This window comes from Maribacter sp. (assembly GCA_020629415.1).
Taxonomy (GTDB): Bacteria; Bacteroidota; Bacteroidia; order Flavobacteriales; family Flavobacteriaceae; genus Maribacter; species Maribacter huludaoensis.
The window spans coordinates 1-19,955 of record JAHDDL010000054.1; the positions used below are offsets into that span (position 1 = coordinate 1).

Genomic DNA, 19,955 nt, shown 5'->3' on the forward strand with positions numbered 1-19,955 from the left:
AAAAGCTTACCTATGTTATCATCCACATTACTGATCATACCATAAAACCGTTTTTGGGTATCGGTAAGATTTGCATCTGCATACATATCCAAATACTCTTGCGGTACGTTAAATGGACCATGAGGCGCATTTAAAGCTAGATATGTTAAAAAAGGCTTATCCGCCTGATCTTCAATATATTTTATAGTTTCATTGAACCAAACATCTGTACAATAGCCTTCAAACTTTTCTGGTATACCGTTTCTAAAATAAGTATCATCAAAATAATCATTATTCCAATAATCCGGAGTTTGCCCTACACCACCGCCGCCGTGATATAATGCGTTATCAAAACCTCGATCATGCGGTCTAAACGGGTAATTATCCCCTAAATGCCATTTGCCGAACATTGCGGTTGCATACCCATTTTCTTGAAAAACCTCTGACATGGTTTGCTCCTCTTCATTTAAAATAGAGCAGCCCCCAATGGTATGCCAAGCATTGTTTCTATTACTATTTCTACCTGTCATTAATCCCGCCCTAGAGGGCGCACAGGTAGTACCTACATGAAAGTTGGTCAACTCAGTAGACTTCGTCGCTATAGCATCAATATTGGGCGTTTTTATAATAGTATTACCATGAAAACCTACGTCTCCATAGCCTTGATCATCTGTGATTATAAAAATAACATTAGGTCGTTCAAAATCGTTCGCTTTTTTCTCATCAACCGTATTCCTATCCTTACAGGAACTGAATATCAATACCAATACAGAAAATTTTAAAAATAGGTTGTTACCGAGTTTCATCTTTGATTGAAGGTATTTTAATCTTGTTCCACTTTTGTTTTCTTAATGTATTCACTAGGTACTACACCAAATTCTTTTTTAAAACATTTAGAAAAATAGGATGCTGTATTGAACCCCGTTCTGAACATAATTTCCTTTACGGAAAAATCGCTATTGTCCAGAAGTTGAATGGCTCGTTTTAATCGAATATTCCTTATGAACTCACTTGAAGACAAACCGGTAAGCTCCTTGAACTTTAGATATAGATTACTTCTACTATGCCCCATTTCCTTTACCAACATCTCTACATTAAAATCAGTATTCATCATATGTTTCTCTACCGTTTCAACCGCTTGCTGCAAAAACTTTTCATCTAATGAGGTTACGGTAACTTCTTTGGGCTGTAACGTAATTTCTTTCTTGAATCTTTTACGCAACTCTTCCCTATCTTTAAGAATATTGGCTACTTTAAGCTCTAATACCTGTACATTAAACGGTTTCTTTAAATAGGCATCTGCTCCGTGTGACAAACCTTCTATCTCACTCTCTTGCGAAGTCTTGGCAGTCAACATTATTACCGGAATATGACTGGTGATATTGGTTGTTTTTATCATTTCACAGAACTCAATACCGCCCATTACCGGCATAACTACATCCGTGATTATAATATTGGGCAACACTTTTTTAGCTATCTCCATACCACGTTCTCCATTATTGGCTTCAAAGACCGTGTAGGTTTTACCCATAACCTGTTTTATGAACTGTATGATATCTGGATTGTCATCTACAATAAGCAATACGGGGTTTTTAGACCTGACCTTAGATAAATTGTAATCTTCCAGTTCATCATTCAAATCTATTGCCAAGGACTCAGCCTCAGAAGATCTTACCAAATAATCATTATCGGTTATTTCTTTACAGCTGATATCTTCAGCATTTTCGTATGCTTGTTTATCCGTTGGTAAGGTCACTATAAAACAAGACCCTCCACCTTCATTATTTTCAACGGAAATACTGCCCAAGTGCAACTCTACCAAACTTTTGGTAAATGCAAGGCCTATACCCACACCTTTGGAGTTTACTTTCTCGTTCTCTTTCTCCGTATAATACTTCTCAAAAATGATATTCTTCTTAACATCTGAAATACCCAGTCCGTTATCTTTTACTTTAATGATAACATTTTCTTTTTCTGTAGGTCCATTTTTATCAACATCGATTTCTACTATAATCTCACCACCCTCAGGGGTAAATTTGAAGGCGTTGGACAGAAGATTGTTTATCACTTTTTCCAATGCATTATGATCGAACCAAGTTTTAAAATGCTCTTGACTTGAGACAATGTTGAATTTGACCGATTTTTTAAATGCCAACAACTGAAAGGGCTCCGCTACTTCCTTTATAAAAAATACAATATCCGTATGTCTAACAACAAGTGACATCTTACCTTGGTTGATCTTTCTAAAATCTAACAATTGGTTCACCAACCTTAAAAGGTAGTTGGTGTTCTTATGCATTAATTGATATTGCTCTTTCAGATTAGATGCCCCAATTTCTTCCTTACTGCTTAACAAATACTCCAAAGGAGCTTTGATCAACGTAAGCGGGGTCTTGAACTCGTGAGAAATATTGGTAAAGAAATCTAGCTTCAGTGTTTGCAATTCATCATTTTTCTCTTTTTCCAAATGCTCCAGCTCCAGTTGATGTTTTTTTGAATTACTGATTATTGTAAATCTCCATAAACCTGCCAAAATGAGTAATAACAGAAGACCATAAATTATATACGCCACCGTTGTTTTATAAATAGGCGGTCTTACGGTCAATTGTAAGGTATAAGGCGTATTATCCCAAAGACCATCGTTATTGGAGGATTTGACCTTTAAGGTGTAATTACCAGGTTCAATATTGGTATAAGTAGCAAACCTTTTGTCTGAACTTGTATATACCCAATCATTATCAAACCCTTCTAACTTATATGCGTATTGGTTCTTTTTGGGTGCAGAAAAATGTAATGAAGAAAATTCAAATGAAAAGCTATTCTCGCTATAATCTAAGGTAATATCCTTTACCTCGGATATATTTTTCTCTAATAAAACCCTGCCGTTTATTTCTTCGCCTACAGCTACCTCTTCGTTGAAAATAGATAGTTTGGTAACTACCGTTTCCGGTGCTGTTTTGTTATCATTTATTTCCCTTGGATAAAATGCGTTAAAACCGTTGATCCCGCCAAAAACCAATTCACCGTCTTTTCTTTTTAAAGAGGCCAATTCTTGAAACTCACTATCCTGCAAGCCGTCCGAGACATCAAAATTCTTAAAGATTTCTTGTTCAGTATCAAACATGGACAGTCCTTTATTAGTAGAAACCCATAAATGACCTTGTTCATCTTCTAAAATTGCCTTTATTACATTATTAGGCAAACCTTGGGCTATACTATAGTTCTTGAACGTCGCTTCTTCACCATTTTCCCCTGGTATAAGTTTATTTAATCCTCCACCAAAAGTACCTATCCAAAGCTCTCCTTTTCTATTTTCAAAAAGTGATAAAATATAATTGTGGCTTAATGAATTTGGATCATCTTCATCCTTTTTGTAATTCTTGAATTTTGGGTGCTCTTTATATTTTTCGGTAATAGTTAGCTGACTAAGTCCATCTCCCGTAGCAATCCAAATATTCCCTTTACTATCTTCATAAATATTTCTTACAATATTGTTGGCCAAGGAGTTAGCATCACTGGTATTTTCCTTAAAATTCTGCTTTGAATACCTTCCATCCGGATTTTTTATCCATCGGTACAAACCACCTGAATAGGTACCTATCCATAAATTATCTTGAGAATCGTTCAAGAGACTGAATACACTTCTATGAATACCTTCTAGTCTAGTAATTTTAGGAGTGTTGTCTTTAGGATTTGTAATATCTATTTTAAACAAGTACGGATGACTTTGACCGCCCGCCAAAAGAAATTTTCTATTTTTTATGGTAATCTCTTCAAGGGCAAAAACTTTTCTCAATTCATTAGTTGAAGTAAATGCGGCATATTTCTCTTTATCAGATTCACCTTTATTTAAACCACCACCCTCTGTGCCTACCCAAAATGTACCGTTACTATCCTCAAAAATTGATCTTATTTTATCATAACTAAGACTATTCTCTTTTAAATTGCGCTTTACGTGTTTAAACTTTTTTCTGTTTGGATCAAACTTGTTTACTCCGCCACCATTGGTACCTACCCATAAAATACCCGTTCTATCTATGAACAAAGAGGTAATAATATTTTTGCTAATGCTATTTTTATCTTCTGGCTTATAGCTGAAGGTTTTTATTAACTGGGGTTGCTTTAAGCTAGAAGAATTATCAAAGTATAACAGTCCATTATCAGTTCCGGCCCAAATGTGGTTCATATCATCAAAAGCCAAAGACGTAAAGTTTCCTTCTCTTATTTTTATAAATTTTTGTTCCTTATCATTATTTTGGACAAACAACCCCTGCCCTGTACCAACAATATATTTGTTATATCTGTCTTGCGCTATTACACCTACCGATTCTGTACCAAAACCGATTTCATCACTAATCAGTTTAAAATAGGATTTGCCACCAGCGTCAAGTTTTAGCTGATATATTCCTAAATGACCGCCCAAAAGTATCTCGCCATCAGAATTTTCATATATAGAATTGATTACACTACCATCTTGTCGCTCATCGGTATCTTTGATAACGAACTTGAACTTTTCAAACTTTACACTATCCATAGATGCCGAGAGGTCAACCATGTTCACATCTTCCTTAGTGGCTATCCATAATCTATTTTTACTATCAATATATAAACGTGTTATATAATTATTAGAAATACTATAGTCGTCTTCTTTATTGAATTTAAATTGTTTGAAAGTCTCCTTCTTTTTATCATAATAAAATAATCCATCACCTGTACTACCAATCCACAGATTACCATTTTGATTGCCTGTCATGGCGTAAATAAGATTACTATTTATGTTCGTGCTTTTTTGATCAGGTTTAAAAACGGCGAAAGAATACCCGTCATATCTATTTAATCCATCGTGTGTACCAAACCACATATAACCGTATGAATCTTGATATATACAATTCACATCACTTTGTGAAAGACCATCGTCCGTGCCTATTTGTTCAAAATAGAAGTTTTCTTGACCTTGTGCCAAAAGACCGAATAATAAAATGACAAGTAAGAGATATGATTTCATATTTACGGAAGCTATTGGTGCCTTAACCACTTCTGCATACAGTTTAATTTTAATATCAAAAGCTAAAATTGGGAGAATATTCATGAACTATAAAAATGATAAAGTTTACTTTAATACACTGAACGATATGATTTCATATGTAGAAGATATGGTTTAAATAATAATAATTCAATGACCAGTTATCATTCTAATGTATGTTGATATCAACAACTTACATATTTAAATGTAAACTAATGAATTTTATGAATACTACATATGCGTACTATGCAACTATCTTTAGGCAAGAAATAGCACCATGTAATCAATGAATTCTTGAACCATTACAGAGAACTATAACACCAAAAAATCAGCATAGACAAGAGCTATTTATATACCGTTTTAAAAAAAATGACACCAAAACTTTAAAAAGACTTCTTAGGTAATTTATGGACAAATCTGAAAAACATGGCGTTCTTTCATTATTACGCATTAAAAAGAATAGCAGTGGCCTACTAACAGAAAACAAGTAAAGTTTATATTAACAGAAACTACTTACTTTATGCTTTGACGCATTAACCCTTCTTGTGCTACAGAAGCTACCAATACCCCTTTTCGGTCATAAACACTACCTCTAGCAAAACCTCTAGAATTAGATGCGCTAGGGCTATCCATACTATATAGCAGCCATTTGGTGATATCAAAATCTCTATGAAACCATATGGCATGGTCCAGACTTGCGTAAAAAGTTTCCCCTTTGTTCAACTGCTCGCGGTGTGGCAAGGTTGCCGTTGTCAGCAAATTATAATCAGACGCATAGGCCAAAAGTTGTTGCTGCATGGGTAAACTAATTTCAGAAGTGTCAGAGGTTTTAAGCCAGGTATTAAAAAAAGGAGAACCGTTTTCAACTAACTGAGTGGTGAATTTTTCTACTGGCTTAAATTTGAAAACCCTAGGTTGTATTGCCTTAAGTCTTTTATAAGCCAAAGGATGCAACTCTTTTATCTCTTCTACCTGTTCTAAACTTGTTGTTAATTTCTCCGGTGGAATTAAATTGGGCATAGGAAATTGATGGCTGACCCCATCGGCTTTTACCTGAAAAGATGCCGCCATATTAAAGATAGCAACTCCGTTTTGTTTCGCTACTACCCTTCTTGTAGTAAAGCTGCCTCCATTTCGTATAGTATCTACCTCATATCTAATAGGATATCTTAAATCTCCACCTAAAATAAAATAGCCATGTAAAGAATGGGCAATACGATCTTTGGGTACGGTTTGATATGCCGCATGTAAAGATTGTGCAAGTACCTGACCACCAAATACCCTTCCCCAAGGTGCTTGATAATTCTCCCCTTCAAAAATGGTCTCATCAATTTTATTCAGAGTTATCAACTCTATTAATTCCTTTATTGTCTGCATGGCTACTAACTAATTGTAAGTGGAACAATTTAGGTATAAAAAAAACAAAAGTTGCCGGTAAAACCTATTCTACTTTAAAAATTGTCTTGAAATACCGAGCCTAAAATTTTAAATTTTGCAGCATACTTTTATTTTTTTTGGTTCGTATATAAATTAGTAGATCTCTAACCTGCACTATACCAATGCCATGTACAAAAGTAACGTTAACTTCAAGTTTGTGCATTACAATCCAATGCCCTATAATATCATGACGGCAACATTAGCTGCAAAATAAATTTCACAAAATTCGTCACGTATTTCTATAGTTTATGGTCTAAAGGTATATTGTAATTTGAAAAACAGTTGCTTAAGTAAATTTTATAGAATTGATTACAATTAATATGACTTCAACTGTTCTTTATAAATTTCTTAATGGAACAAAATTGTTATATTTATAAGGTCCCAAAGGTATAAATAGGTAATGACTAAATCTGTTCCCATAAATTATTTGCAAAATCTTAAAAATAAAATTCTTTCATATACAGATGTTGATGAAAACCAATTGAACCATTGGTTACAATTTTATCATGAAATAAGGGTAAAAAAAGGGGAAACCTTAATTTCTCCCGGTCAGATGGTGGACAAGTTTTATTATGTTGCAAAGGGATGTATCTATTATTACAAGCTAGAAGAAGGTGAGCAAAAAGTTCTTGAATTCTATACGGATGATGTCTTCTTTACAGATTTACCTGCCTATGTAAAGGAAACCCCTTCAAAATATTACCTTAAAGCTTCTGAAAATACTATCGTCTATGCCATATCCAAATCGGACGGTGAAAATTCGTTTAAAAAATCTCACCAATTAGAGCGGTTTGGGCGCTTGTCAATGCAAGAGGCCTTTATGAAAATTTTTACTCGTGTAGAAAGATTAAGTAATAGAACCAACGAAGAACGATATCTGCGATTATTAGAAAAACGACCAGATCTGCTCCAAAGGGTTCCCCAGTATTTAATTGCCTCATATCTAGGACTAACTCCAGTAGGTCTTTCCAAAATCAGAAAAAGAATAAGCACTTCTTTATAATTCTTTAAAACCACCAAACACTTAACACTTTATTAGTTTGTTACGGTTTAAATTATTACAATCTCAAAATTTTAACTTTTTACTGTCTATTTATTAAACTGGTTTAATCAATTTCATATGATTTAATTCTAAATTGTCTTTCGATAATTTCTAAGATAAAATTCAATATGGCAAACCAATATGTAGATTTAGAAACCCTTAAATTTTTATTATATAAGGTACATAATGTACAGGAAGTACTTGAACAAGAGCGCTACTCAGAATATGATAAAGAGTCAATAGAAATGTTATTGAACTCGGTTAAGGATTTTGCTGACAAAGAAATGTTTCCCTACTTCAGGGAAATGGATGAAAACCCCGCACATTTTAAGGACGGTGAAATAATAGTACATCCTCAAGTAAACAAATACATGAAAGCTGCGGGAGAAATGGGTTTTATTTCAGGCTCGTTCTCTATTGAAGATGGTGGTATGCAATTGCCTCAAATGGTTTTAAACGCTTCTGCTTTCATACAAGAAGCTGCCAATAACTATTTACCAGGTTATGTTGGTCTAACGGTGGGATCCGCAGAATTGATTACACATTTTGGCAACAAAAATTTGAACGAAACATATGTGCCTAAAATGTTAGAAGGAACATGGGGCGGTACTATGTGTCTAACTGAACCGCAAGCAGGTAGTTCCCTATCGGATATTACTACATCGGCCACGCCAGATGGGGATTCTTATAAAATTCATGGACAAAAAATCTTTATCTCTGGTGGAGATTACGTTGGTGCAGAGAATATTGTACATCTAGTTTTGGCGAGAATAAAAGGTGCACCCGCAGGTACCAAAGGAATTTCACTTTTTGTAGTTCCAAAAAGAAGGCCTACAGAAGATGGAGGTTTAACGGCAAACGATGTTACCACAGTTGCGGATTTTCAAAAAATGGGACAACGAGGGTATTGTACTACGCACTTATTTTTTGGAGATAAAGAAGATTGCAAAGGTTGGTTGGTAGGCGAACCCCATCAAGGTCTTAAATATATGTTCCTAATGATGAACGGTGCAAGAATTGGTGTTGGTAGAGGCGCCGCGGCCATTGCAACCGCAGCTTACCAAGCTTCATTGAATTATGCCAATGAAAGACCGCAAGGCCGTAAACTGACCAGTACCGGAAAAAAAGATGCAAACCAGGAACAAACTTTAATCATAAACCATCCAGATGTACGACGCATGTTATTGCTACAAAAAGCGGTATCCGAAGGATCTTTAAGCCTCATTTTTTTAGCAGCAAAATATCATGATCTTTCTTTGTCCGCTACAAGTAAAGAAGAACGTGAGAAATATAGACTTTTACTTGAAATAATGACTCCGGTTGTAAAAACATATCCATCTGAAATGGGAAAAACGGCCGTAGATAACGGTGTTCAAGTATTAGGAGGATATGGTTTCTGTTCTGATTATATTTTGCAACAATATTTAAGGGATATTAGAATTTTTGCACTATACGAAGGCACAACGGGTATTCAATCCCAAGATCTATTAGGCAGAAAAATTACTATGAACAATGGGGAAGCTTTGAAATTACTTTCGGCGGAAATTAAAAATTCTATTGAAGCCAGTATGACCCATGAATCTTTAGTGCCCTTCGCCAAAAAATTGGCAAGTAAATTAGAGTTGACACAAGAGGTGCTGCAATCTCTTATGGGTTTTGCCATGAAAGGAGATTATGAGCGCTTTTTGGCAGATGCAACCCCATTTATGGAATTTTTCAGTACTATTCTAATAAGTTGGTTATGGTTAGATATTGCAAATGAAGCTACAAATGCACTAGTGACGGGCAATAAGACAAATAGTGTCGCATTTTATGAAAGCAAGATACATACCATGCAATTTTACTTCAAGTATGAACTTCCAAAAACCACAGGATTGGCAGAAATTTTAACGGATAACAAAACGGCACTGACCATAGGTACCGACAAAGAAGTACTTGCTTAACATACCATAACGATCACAAATGTGAGAATAGCTGTAGAAGTACCTATTATAGATACTTCTACAGCTAATATTAAACATATCTAACAAGAAGAACCAATATTATAAAATGAGTATAAAAAAAAGATTTGATCTTTCTGGAAAAGTAGCTATTATAACAGGATCTAGTAAAGGTATAGGACTTTCAATTGCCAGAGGGCTAGCAGAAAATGGAGCTAAAGTGGTTATCAGTAGCCGTAAGCAAGATGCCGTAGATGCCATTGCTAAAGAATTCAATGAAGCAGGTTTAGAAGCTGTAGGTATTGCATGTCATATTGGTGAAGCTGATCAGCGCGAAGCACTAATAGCTAAAACTATAGATAGCTATGGCAGAATAGATATTTTGGTGAACAATGCCGCAATCAACCCCTATTACGGACCATTGGAAGCTTCAGATGAAGAAATTTTTGACAAGATCATGAATGTTAATGTCAAAGCTCCCTGGATTCTTTCAAATTTGGCCCAACCCCACATGAAAGCACAAGGCGGCGGCAGTATCATCAATATTTCTTCCGTTGAAGGTGTACATCCAGGATTTAACCTTGGCCTGTACAGCGTTACCAAATCGGCAATGATCATGCTATCTAAAAACCAAGCTAAGGAATGGGGCAAACATGGAATACGTTCCAATGCGGTTTGTCCGGGACTGGTAAAAACAAAACTTAGCGAAGCCCTATGGTCCAACGAAAAAATGGTTGCCGGTTATACCGGTATCGTACCACTAAAAAGAATAGCTGAACCAGATGAACTGGCCGGCGTTGTAATGCTTCTAGCTTCAGATGCAGGTTCGTATATGACGGGCGGTGTGTATACCGTTGACGGTGGTTACTTGATTTCCGGATAGGTGAAAACTCATTATTAAGTTGATAAAAGAAAAAGCTAATGAATTTTGAACACAGTGAAAAAGCAATAGCATTACAGCAAAAAGTACAAGCCTTTGTTGATGAACACATTCTTCCGGTGGAAGCTGAGGTTGATGCTTTTCATCACCATCCGGATAATGCTTGGAAAAAATGGCCAGGATTAGAAGGCTTAAAGCAAAAAGCAAAAGATGCAGGTCTATGGAATTTATTTCTACCTAAAGCTTACGGCGATCTAAGTGCAGGGTTGACCAATTTGGAATATGCACCGTTGGCCGAAATTATGGGCCGCACCATATGGCTTCCTGAAATATTTAATTGTAACGCTCCTGATACGGGCAATATGGAAGTGCTTGCCAAGTACGGTAATCCTACCCAGCAAAAAAAGTGGCTGCAACCTTTAATGAACGGCGATATACGTTCCGCATTTTTAATGACCGAACCAGAGGTTGCTTCTTCTGATGCAACCAATATAGAAACCTCTATTGTTGCCGACGGCGATGAATATGTTATTAACGGCAGAAAATGGTGGTCATCTGGCGCAATGGACCCCAATTGCAAGATCAGTATTGTCATGGGAAAAACGGATTTTGATGCCCCAAGACACCAGCAACAGAGTATGATTTTGGTTCCTATGGATACACCAGGTCTAAAAATCATAAGACATTTACCGGTTTTTGGATATTCTGACTCCCCTGAAGGTCATGCAGAAATTCTTTTGGAAAATGTTCGTGTGCCTAAAGAGAATCTTTTGGTAGGCGAAGGCCAAGGTTTTGCCATTGCCCAAGGTAGATTGGGACCAGGTAGAATACACCATTGTATGCGCCTTATTGGTATGGCACAACGTTCTTTAGAAATTATGGCAGAGCGCACCACACAGCGTAAACCTTTTGGCAGAACCTTGGACACTTATAGTAGTGTACGCCAAGATATTGCCAGGTCTGCGTGTGAAATTGAGCAAACCCGTTTATTGGTATTGTCGGCAGCGGACAAAATGGACAGACTTGGAAATAAAGAAGCAAAAGATTTAATCGCAATGATTAAAATTGTTACTCCAAAAATGACTTTAAAAGTAATTGACAGAGCTATTCAGATCTTAGGTGGTATGGGTGTTAGCAACGACACTCCTTTAGCACACTTTTACGCAGCGGCAAGAACTTTAAGGTTAGCAGATGGGCCTGATGAGGTGCATATGAGTCAACTTGGTAAAAATGTCATAAAAAGATATGCCAAATAAATAGAAGGATAATCAAAATTTAAAAGCTTCCCTCCTACTGGGGAAAGAAAATTACAATATGAATATAAAACCGGTTAGAAAAGGTGAAGAATTACAAGAAAATAATCTTAGGAAATTTCTTCTTGAGCACAACTTAATTGCAGATAGCAATAGTACACTTCAAGTAGAACAATTTGCCAATGGTTTTTCTAATCTTACTTATTTATTGAAAATTGAAAATAAGGAATACGTCTTACGCCGACCTCCATTTGCCGCACCAAAACGAGGACATGATATGAGTCGAGAATACAAGGTTATTTCAAACTTAAATATCCTATTCGATAAAACCCCTAAAGCATATACATATACTGAAGACACTACAATTATTGGAGCCCCATTTTACATCATGAGTAAAGTAAAAGGGATTATCCTGACTGCTAAAGAAGCACATAAATTACAAATTACTTCACTAGAGTTTAAGGCCATTTCCAATACCTGGCTAGATACTTTTGTAGCTTTTCACGCTATAGATTATAAATCAGCAGGATTAGAAAACTTGGGACGCCCTGAAGGTTATGTGGAGCGACAAGTAACCAATTGGAGCAAACAATACGTAGCTGCCGCAACAGATGATGTCCCTACTGCCGGGAAAGTAATGAAATGGATGGCAGAAAATCAACCCAAAACATATGATCACACTTTAATACACAATGATTTTAAATATGACAATGTGGTTTTTAAGGACAATAGCTGGAAAGAAATTGCAGCTATTCTAGATTGGGAAATGTGTACCCTTGGTGATCCTTTAATGGACCTAGGTACTTCTTTGGGGTATTGGACCACGCATGCAGATCCAGATTTTATGAAGCAAGGACTACAGTCTCCAACGGTTATGGAAGGCAATCCTCTTCGTGCAGAAATCGTACAGCAGTATGCAGTAAAAAGTGGACGAAATGTAGATAACCTAATTTTTTATTATGCCTACGGATTGTTCAAAATTGCCGTAATCGCTCAGCAAATTTACTATCGCTATAAACATGGACACACGAGCGATCCAAAGTTCGCTCAACTGAACAAAGCATCTGAGCTATGCTGTAAAACAGCGTGGGAAGCGATACAAAAGAAACAAATAGACAATTTATTTTAGAGAAGTTGAAAACAACATACCATAAAACAATCAACAAAGAACAGTTAAAGGCCCTTTCGCTATTACCTGCAGACAAATCTCTAGTAATGATGAACTTGCTAAAATTCAAAGATGCGGTTGCAGAAACCGGATTATCCGGAACAGAATCTTATAAAGGCTACATGAAAGCTGCAATGCCCTTTTTTATAAAAGCCAATGCTGAAATTCTTTATTTAGGAAAACCTCAACGAACATTGATCGGACCAGAGAATGAAGCTTTATGGGACAAAATATTACTTGTAAAATATAAAACTCCCGTTGATTTTTTGGAAATGATTACGGCAAAAGGCTATCCTACTCACCTAAGAGATCAAGCTTTGTTAGACTCAAGGTTGATTCAATTTAATTAAAATTCAAAAAAAAACAATCAAATAAACCTAAGGCAATAAAAATACAATAGATGAATTTAGAAGATAAAGTAGTAATCATTACAGGTGGTGGAAGCGGTATAGGTGCTGCAGCGGCCAAACTTTTAGGTGAGCGAAAAGCAACTGTAGTAGTTTCGGACATCGACCTTAAAAATGCAGAAAAAATTGCTGAAGAAATAAAGTCCCACGGTGGTAACGCAATTGCCATAAAAACCGATGTAACCAAATTTGATGAAGTTCAAAATTTAATATCACAAACGGTCTTAAATTATGACCGCGTAGATGTAATGGTCAATAATGCCGGTATTGGAGGTAAAAATCTTTTGAAAACAGCCGAGCACACCCATGAAGATTGGCACCATGTCATTGCCGTAAACCAGACCGGGGTATTCTATTGTATGCAAGTAGCGCTTAAACAGATGACCAAACAAGGCCAAGGCAACATTGTCAATATAGCCTCCTTGGCCGGACTCAAAGCTTCTGGCAACAATCTGTCTTACAGCGCCAGCAAATTTGCCGTTGTAGGCATGACAAAATCTGCCGCACTGGAGTATGGCAGTAAAAATATTCGCATCAATGCAGTTTGCCCGGGCTATACACATTCTGCATTATTGGACCAATTACTTAGTTCTAGACCAGATATGGGAGATTTGCTAAAAAGGATGGTTCCCATGAAAAGATTTGGTGAGGCCGAAGAAATTGCAGAAGGTATTTGCTATCTGGCTTCTGACAATTCAAAATTCATGACAGGACAAACATTAACATTAGACGGAGGAACTTCCTTATAAATAATATGAAAACATTAAAAATTACATACAAAAACGAGTACGCCATTGTACAAATGAACCGTGGTAAAGTAAATGCTATAAATGCTGAAATGGTGGCAGAATTGCGAGAAACTTTTAAGTCTATAGCAGCAAATGATGAGGTAAAAGGTGTAATACTATCCGGTCAACCTAATTACTTTTCTGCAGGTTTAGACTTAATAGAACTTTTTCAATATGACAAAAATCAAATAGAAGATTTCTTTGCAGCGTTCGGTACATTATACTTAGAACTGGTACAATTTAAAAAGCCTTTTATTTCTGCAATTACAGGATATTCACCAGCGGGCGGGTGTGTATTGGCCGTATCCAGTGATAACCGATACATGGCAGATGGTGAGAAATTTGTTATAGGTCTCAACGAGGTTGCCGTAAACATTCAAATTAGTCAAAACCTGACAGAAGTATATGCTTTTTGGATGGGTGATGGTTTGGCTAGCAGATATATTTTAGAAGGTAAACTATTGACCGGAAAAGAAGCAGTGTCCGCTGGTCTGGTAGATGAATTGGTTCCCTTGGAAAATGTTTTGGAGCGTGCAGAAAAGCAAATGCGCCTGTACATGAAAGCTGACCAACAAATTTGGATGAATACCAAGGCCAAAGTTAGAAAACACCTTCTTGAAAAATTGGATAAAAATGGTCAAAACTCTTTAAAAGAAGCCGCTGAACTTTGGTGGAAACCAGAGATACGTTCCAAAATGAAAGCTTATGTTGAAAGCTTTACCAACAAGAAAAAATAACTAGAATATTAGTAGAAAGCTATAAGTTAAAGACAGGTTTAGAACCTACATAAAAAATTAAACTCATGAACAAACAATTATTATTTGTAAAAAGACCCACTGGTGATGCCGATGCTTCAACATGGTCGTTAACGACCAATCCTATTCCAAAAATAAATGAAGGTGAAGTTTTAATTCAGCAGCATTATGTTTCATTAGACCCTGCAATGCGTGGCTGGATGAACGATGCCAAATCATACATACCACCTATGGAAATCAATTCGGTAATGCGAGCCGGTTCCGTTGGTCAGGTAATAGAAGCCAACAATCACCCTGTTTTTAAAGTTGGCGACTACGTTGCCGGTTACGCAGGCGTACAACAATATATTGCTACAAAAGCAGATGGCTATTATAAAGTAGACCCAAAGCTGGCACCATTACCTACGTATATTGGCACTTTAGGTATGCCTGGCATGACAGCTTATTTTGGTATTACAGAAGTGGGCAAATTAAAAGAAGGTGATATTATTTTAGTTTCTGGCGCAGCTGGTGCCGTGGGCAGTATTGTTGGGCAAGTTGCCAAAATAAAAGGATGTAAAGTAGTAGGTATTGCAGGTGGTGCAGAGAAGTGCAAATATGTTGTTGAAGAATTGGGTTTTGATGCGTGTATAGATTATAAAAATGATAACGTAAAGGACCGGCTAAAAGAAGAATGCCCTAAAGGCCTGGACATCTATTTTGATAATGTTGGTGGAGAAATATTGGATGCCGCCTTAGGTAGATTACGTATGAACGCTAGAATTGTTATTTGCGGAGCAATTTCCCAATACAATAATAAGACCGCGATAAAAGGTCCAAGCAACTATCTATCGCTATTGGTCAATAGGGCGAGCATGACGGGCATGGTGGTTTTTGACTATGCGGACAGATACGCTGAAGGAGCTAAAATCTTAGGTGGCTGGATGGCGCAAGGAAAACTAAAAAGTAAAGAGGACATTTATGAGGGAATTGAAAATTTTCCGGAAACTTACAGCCGTCTTTTCTCTGGTGACAAAATGGGAAAATTGGTTTTAAAAATTATAGAGGATTAAGAAGTACATAGCGCAAATTTAGCTATACAACCAATCTTATGTTATTGTTCAGTAGCTAATATTGCATTTTTTCTGCCCGTCTAGAAACTAAAGATTAAAAACTTAGAAATGAAAGCTATACGATGTAAAAAATTTGGTCCTCCGTCCTCTTTGGTATTGGAAGATGTAGACAATTTAAACCCCAAGGCTAAAGAGGTTTTAGTAGAAGTAAAAGCATGTGGCTTAAATTTCCCCGATACCTTGATCATTCAAGGACTGTATCAGTTTAAACCAGAATTACCTTTTACCCCTGGCAGTGATGTAGCCGGTATCGTCAAAGAAGTTGGTGAGGGAGTTTCTCATTTAAAAGTGGGGCAAGAAGTATTTGGCTTTGTAGCTCATGGAGGCTTGGCAGAGGAAGTTCTAATACCTTCTAACGCATGCTTTCCAAAGCCACCTCAAATGGATTTTCCTATTGCCGCTTCATTCTTAATGGCCTATGGCACATCATATCACGCATTAAAGGACAGGGGTAATTTAAGTAAAGGCGAAACACTTTTGGTTCTAGGCGCCTCTGGAGGTGTTGGTTTGGCAGCTGTTGAACTTGGTAAACTTATGGGCGCCAAAGTAATTGCAGCAGCCTCTACCCATGAAAAACTGGCTTTATGTAAAGAATATGGAGCAGACGAAACCATAAATTATACTTCTCAAGACCTTAAAGCATCTATAAAAGAATTTACAGGTGGTAAAGGCGTTGATGTTATATATGACCCAGTAGGAGGAACATATTCAGAACCAGCTTTTAGAGGTATAGCCCGAAATGGCAGATATTTAGTAGTAGGTTTTGCAGCTGGCGATATTCCTAAAATTCCGCTTAACCTTCCTTTACTTAAAGAAGCTGCAATAGTTGGAGTTTTTTGGGGTGCCTTTGCCATGAAAGATAGTAAAGCTAATATGCAGAATACTATGACTTTAATGAAATGGCATGCAGAAGGTAAACTAAAACCACATATTCATGCTATTTACAATTTGAAGGATACCGCCACGGCTCTTGAAGAAATGACCGATAGAAAGGTAAGAGGTAAATTGATCGTTACCATATAATCAGCTAAGGATATTATAAACATAACGCTGTCAACTTTACGTCAGTAATAAATAATTAGAATTTAGAAATAGAACAATATGAGATTAGAAAACAAAATAGCAGTAGTAACAGGTGGCTCTAGAGGTATAGGACAGGCAATTTCTGAACTATTTGCAAAAGAAGGCGCTACAGTAATTATAGTTGATCTTTTACCAGAAGGGCAAGCAGTTGCAGACAGTATTAATTCTAGTGGTGGTAAGGCAGAGTTTCACTCGGTATCCGTAACCGAAAAATCAGCTATAGAAACCTTATTTGCCGCTATTAACGATAAGTACGGAAAATTGGATATCCTGATCAACAATGCCGGAATTACACGGGACAAAACTCTTGAAAAAATGAGCGAAGAGGAGTTTGACTCTGTCGTAAACGTAAACTTAAAAGGTGTCTTTTTGTGCACCCAAGCTGCAGCACCATATATGAAAGCAAACAAATATGGGCGAATTGTTAGTGCGGCCTCTAATGTAGGCCTACGTGGAAACTTTGGGCAAACAAATTATGCAGCTACCAAAGCAGGTGTAATAGCCATGTCAAAAACTTGGACTATGGAACTTGGTAAACATGGCATTACAGCCAATGCGATCGCTCCAGGTTTTACCATGACAGATATGGTTGCCAAAATACCTAAGGAGCACTTTGCAGCAATAGAAGCAAGTATACCGTTAAAAACCGTTGCTCAGCCTATTGACATTGCCTATGGATATTTATATCTGGCATCGGACGAGGCTAGGTTTGTTTCGGGAACATGTTTAACCATAGATGGTGGAACTTCAAGATAAAAACATGGCAAAATTAGAGATAGAAAATTTTGAGGCATTTAGAGCACTAGAGGGCAAATCTTTGCCCGAAGGTAATTGGATAACCGTTTCCCAAGAAATGATCAATGATTTTGCAAAAGCAACTGGGGACCACCAATGGATTCATGTAGATGTTGAAAAGGCAAAGAAGCACTCCCCTTTTAAAAAACCTGTAGCACATGGCTTTATGTCCGTATCCATGCTTTCTAAACTACTAGAGGACCTTATTAAGATCAAGTCCGTAAAAATGGGCGTTAATTATGGTTTAAACAAAGTTCGTTTTCCATGTCCTGTGTTAGTTGACAGTCGCTTAAGATTAGTAGGTAGTATTGCCCATATAGAAGAATATGGTGACAAAGGCCTAAAAGTAATATGGAACTGTACCGTAGAAATCAAAGGTAATGACAAACCGGCCTGTGTAGCAGAATTTATTAGCCTAATGTTCTCATAAACACCTAATAATCATAGTTATGTAAGTAGAATCTGATTGAATTTTTTCGTATTTTAAACTAGTAAAATAAACAGAAGCAATGACCAGACTTTTTGACCTTTTATACCATCAACTTGAAAATTATCCTTTAGAAAAATCCATAAACGGCAGAGATGATGCTGGTATATGGAAATCGTATAGTTCACAGCAAGTTAAAGAGGCCGCCGAAAGTATGGCATCTGGACTTTTGCACCTTGGCCTTAAGCCTGGCGATAAAGTTGCATTGGTAGTTTATAAAAATAGACCGGAATGGATGATTTTGGATTTTGCCATGCAAATGGCCGGCATTATAAGTATTCCCTTATACCCAACCATAAGTGTTGGCGAATATGAATACATTTTAAATGAGGCCGAGGTAAAAATAGCTTTCTGCGGTGCCGGGGATTTATATACCAAACTAAAAGCGTCACAGGAAAATGTAGCGACTTTAAAGCAGATATACACATTGGATAAGCAAGATGACAAACCTTATTGGGAAAATGTTTTTAATGATTCGCACAAGAATGAGATAGAAAAAATTAAAAACGCTACAACGGCCGAAGATTTAGCTACCATTATCTATACCTCTGGTACTACAGGAAATCCAAAAGGTGTAATGTTGTCACACAAAAACATAATGCATATTGTTTTAAATACTTCTCCACATTTACAGGCAAAATCTGGCGAAAATGTACTTAGTTTTTTACCCCTATGCCATATATATGAGCGCGCAGTGTCCTTTGTATATTATTATAAAAGCGCTAAAATTTTCTTTGCAGGTACAGATAATCTAAGTGGCTCCGAGGGCGATTTAGCAGCTGTTAAACCTGCTACATTCACTACTGTTCCAAGATTGTTAGAGAAAATTTATGAAGCTATTTATAATAAAGGCCTAGCCTTAGATGGCGTAAAAAAGAAGCTATTCTTTTGGGCATTGGCATTGACCGATGATTATGAATTGAATCAAAAACTATCCTTTACCTCTAAACTAAAATGGAAAATTGCGGATAAACTCATCTTCTCTAAATGGCGCGATGCACTTGGCGGAAATTTAAAAGCCGTAATTACCGGAGCTGCACCATGTCCTGTAAAAATTATGCGTGTTTTTTGCGCCGCAGGAATTCCTATTAGAGAAGGGTACGGCCTAACGGAAACTTCACCTACGTTAAGCGTGAATACCATGGATCTAGATGGTGCCCTATTGGGTTCCGCAGGTCCACTTATTAATGGTATTGACATAGTAATCGATAAAGAAGGAGGGGATTATAGAGAAGGAGAAGGTGAGATTTTAGCACATGGACCAAGTGTAATGATGGGTTACTACAAGAAACCAGACGTGAATGCCCAAGTTTTTTGCCAAATTAATGGCAAACGCTATTTTAGAACCGGTGATATTGGTACTTTGGTAAAAGGACCAACGGGACGTGAATTTTTAAAAATAACGGATAGAAAGAAGGAACTACTTAAAACTTCAGGCGGTAAATACGTAGCACCTGCACCTATAGAAAATAGAATAAAAGAAGAATTTTTAGTGGAACAGATGATGGTAATTGGAGATAAGCAAAAATTTGTCTCTGCTTTAATAGTACCTGCTGTAGAAGCTTTAAAAAGCTACTGCCATAAAAAAGATATTATATGGACAAGTTTAGATGACATTATAAAGCACCCCAAAGTAATTAAACGCTACCAAAAGATTATTGACAAATACAACCCGGAATTTAGTCATGTAGAACAAATTAAGAAGTTTAAACTTATTTCCCAAGAATGGCTCCCGGTACATACAGATGGTGCAGCTGCAGAGCTAACACCTACTCTAAAATTAAAACGTAGGGTCATTAGAGAGAA

Annotated in this window: 16 protein-coding genes; 13 read left to right on the forward strand and 3 right to left on the reverse strand. The window is 36.8% G+C overall.

Features of this window, described 5'->3' with window-relative positions:
- The 3 genes from QZ657_RS15760 to QZ657_RS15770 form a co-directional block, all read right to left on the reverse strand.
- On the reverse strand, positions 1 to 785 hold a 785-nt coding region (locus tag QZ657_RS15760), incomplete at its 3' end, for a sulfatase-like hydrolase/transferase (RefSeq protein WP_291968041.1).
- A 17-nt stretch (positions 786 to 802) separates the two neighbouring features.
- Entirely contained in the window at positions 803 to 5,068 is a 4,266-nt protein-coding gene (locus QZ657_RS15765; RefSeq protein ID WP_291968042.1) for a hybrid sensor histidine kinase/response regulator transcription factor, read from the reverse strand.
- Between the two features lie 447 nt (positions 5,069 to 5,515).
- Positions 5,516 to 6,379 carry an acyl-CoA thioesterase gene (locus QZ657_RS15770; protein WP_276472753.1) on the reverse strand — a complete coding sequence of 288 codons (864 nt, stop codon included), beginning with the start codon at positions 6,377 to 6,379 and terminating at the stop codon, positions 5,516 to 5,518.
- Between the two features lie 460 nt (positions 6,380 to 6,839).
- Between QZ657_RS15770 and QZ657_RS15775 the strand changes: the two genes are divergently transcribed.
- From QZ657_RS15775 to QZ657_RS15835, 13 genes are all read left to right on the forward strand, one after another.
- Entirely contained in the window at positions 6,840 to 7,442 is a 603-nt protein-coding gene (locus tag QZ657_RS15775) for a Crp/Fnr family transcriptional regulator (protein ID WP_291959926.1), read from the forward strand.
- Between the two features lie 167 nt (positions 7,443 to 7,609).
- On the forward strand, positions 7,610 to 9,424 hold the full coding sequence (locus QZ657_RS15780) for an acyl-CoA dehydrogenase (protein ID WP_291968043.1): 1,815 nt from the start codon (positions 7,610 to 7,612) through the stop codon (positions 9,422 to 9,424).
- A gap of 106 nt (positions 9,425 to 9,530) precedes the next feature.
- Positions 9,531 to 10,304, forward strand: a complete 774-nt coding sequence (locus tag QZ657_RS15785) for a glucose 1-dehydrogenase (RefSeq protein ID WP_291959928.1) — start codon at positions 9,531 to 9,533, stop codon at positions 10,302 to 10,304.
- A gap of 38 nt (positions 10,305 to 10,342) precedes the next feature.
- Positions 10,343 to 11,557: an acyl-CoA dehydrogenase family protein gene (locus tag QZ657_RS15790; protein WP_291968044.1), complete on the forward strand. Its 1,215-nt coding sequence runs from the start codon at positions 10,343 to 10,345 to the stop codon at positions 11,555 to 11,557.
- Positions 11,558 to 11,615: 58 nt separating this feature from the next.
- On the forward strand, positions 11,616 to 12,683 hold the full coding sequence (locus QZ657_RS15795) for a phosphotransferase family protein (protein WP_291968045.1): 1,068 nt from the start codon (positions 11,616 to 11,618) through the stop codon (positions 12,681 to 12,683).
- Between the two features lie 5 nt (positions 12,684 to 12,688).
- On the forward strand, positions 12,689 to 13,072 hold the full coding sequence (locus QZ657_RS15800) for a hypothetical protein (RefSeq protein WP_291968046.1): 384 nt from the start codon (positions 12,689 to 12,691) through the stop codon (positions 13,070 to 13,072).
- A 50-nt stretch (positions 13,073 to 13,122) separates the two neighbouring features.
- Positions 13,123 to 13,878 carry an SDR family NAD(P)-dependent oxidoreductase gene (locus QZ657_RS15805; protein ID WP_291968047.1) on the forward strand — a complete coding sequence of 252 codons (756 nt, stop codon included), beginning with the start codon at positions 13,123 to 13,125 and terminating at the stop codon, positions 13,876 to 13,878.
- Positions 13,879 to 13,883: 5 nt separating this feature from the next.
- Positions 13,884 to 14,654 (forward strand): enoyl-CoA hydratase/isomerase family protein, encoded by a 771-nt coding sequence (locus QZ657_RS15810; RefSeq protein ID WP_291968048.1) that lies wholly within the window; start codon positions 13,884 to 13,886, stop codon positions 14,652 to 14,654.
- 65 nt (positions 14,655 to 14,719) lie between these two features.
- The gene (locus QZ657_RS15815) at positions 14,720 to 15,724 is read left to right on the forward strand and encodes an NADP-dependent oxidoreductase (protein ID WP_291968049.1); all 1,005 of its coding nucleotides are present in this window, start codon (positions 14,720 to 14,722) and stop codon (positions 15,722 to 15,724) included.
- Positions 15,725 to 15,832: 108 nt separating this feature from the next.
- Positions 15,833 to 16,807 (forward strand): NADPH:quinone oxidoreductase family protein, encoded by a 975-nt coding sequence (locus tag QZ657_RS15820; protein WP_291961673.1) that lies wholly within the window; start codon positions 15,833 to 15,835, stop codon positions 16,805 to 16,807.
- Between the two features lie 78 nt (positions 16,808 to 16,885).
- On the forward strand, positions 16,886 to 17,623 hold the full coding sequence (locus QZ657_RS15825) for an SDR family NAD(P)-dependent oxidoreductase (RefSeq protein ID WP_276472743.1): 738 nt from the start codon (positions 16,886 to 16,888) through the stop codon (positions 17,621 to 17,623).
- A gap of 4 nt (positions 17,624 to 17,627) precedes the next feature.
- The gene (locus QZ657_RS15830; protein ID WP_291968050.1) at positions 17,628 to 18,092 is read left to right on the forward strand and encodes a MaoC family dehydratase; all 465 of its coding nucleotides are present in this window, start codon (positions 17,628 to 17,630) and stop codon (positions 18,090 to 18,092) included.
- A gap of 79 nt (positions 18,093 to 18,171) precedes the next feature.
- The coding region (locus QZ657_RS15835) for an AMP-dependent synthetase/ligase (RefSeq protein ID WP_291968051.1) at positions 18,172 to 19,955 on the forward strand (1,784 nt) is incomplete at its 3' end.

Coding starts and splice junctions, on each gene's coding strand:
- QZ657_RS15765 (WP_291968042.1), bottom strand. CDS start 5,068: ATGAATATTCTCCCAATTTTAGCTTTTGATATTAAAATTAAACTGTAT.
- QZ657_RS15785 (WP_291959928.1), top strand. CDS start 9,531: ATGAGTATAAAAAAAAGATTTGATCTTTCTGGAAAAGTAGCTATTATA.
- QZ657_RS15805 (WP_291968047.1), top strand. CDS start 13,123: ATGAATTTAGAAGATAAAGTAGTAATCATTACAGGTGGTGGAAGCGGT.
- QZ657_RS15815 (WP_291968049.1), top strand. CDS start 14,720: ATGAACAAACAATTATTATTTGTAAAAAGACCCACTGGTGATGCCGAT.
- QZ657_RS15820 (WP_291961673.1), top strand. CDS start 15,833: ATGAAAGCTATACGATGTAAAAAATTTGGTCCTCCGTCCTCTTTGGTA.
- QZ657_RS15770 (WP_276472753.1), bottom strand. CDS start 6,379: ATGCAGACAATAAAGGAATTAATAGAGTTGATAACTCTGAATAAAATT.
- QZ657_RS15775 (WP_291959926.1), top strand. CDS start 6,840: ATGACTAAATCTGTTCCCATAAATTATTTGCAAAATCTTAAAAATAAA.
- QZ657_RS15795 (WP_291968045.1), top strand. CDS start 11,616: ATGAATATAAAACCGGTTAGAAAAGGTGAAGAATTACAAGAAAATAAT.
- QZ657_RS15825 (WP_276472743.1), top strand. CDS start 16,886: ATGAGATTAGAAAACAAAATAGCAGTAGTAACAGGTGGCTCTAGAGGT.
- QZ657_RS15830 (WP_291968050.1), top strand. CDS start 17,628: ATGGCAAAATTAGAGATAGAAAATTTTGAGGCATTTAGAGCACTAGAG.
- QZ657_RS15810 (WP_291968048.1), top strand. CDS start 13,884: ATGAAAACATTAAAAATTACATACAAAAACGAGTACGCCATTGTACAA.
- QZ657_RS15780 (WP_291968043.1), top strand. CDS start 7,610: ATGGCAAACCAATATGTAGATTTAGAAACCCTTAAATTTTTATTATAT.
- QZ657_RS15790 (WP_291968044.1), top strand. CDS start 10,343: ATGAATTTTGAACACAGTGAAAAAGCAATAGCATTACAGCAAAAAGTA.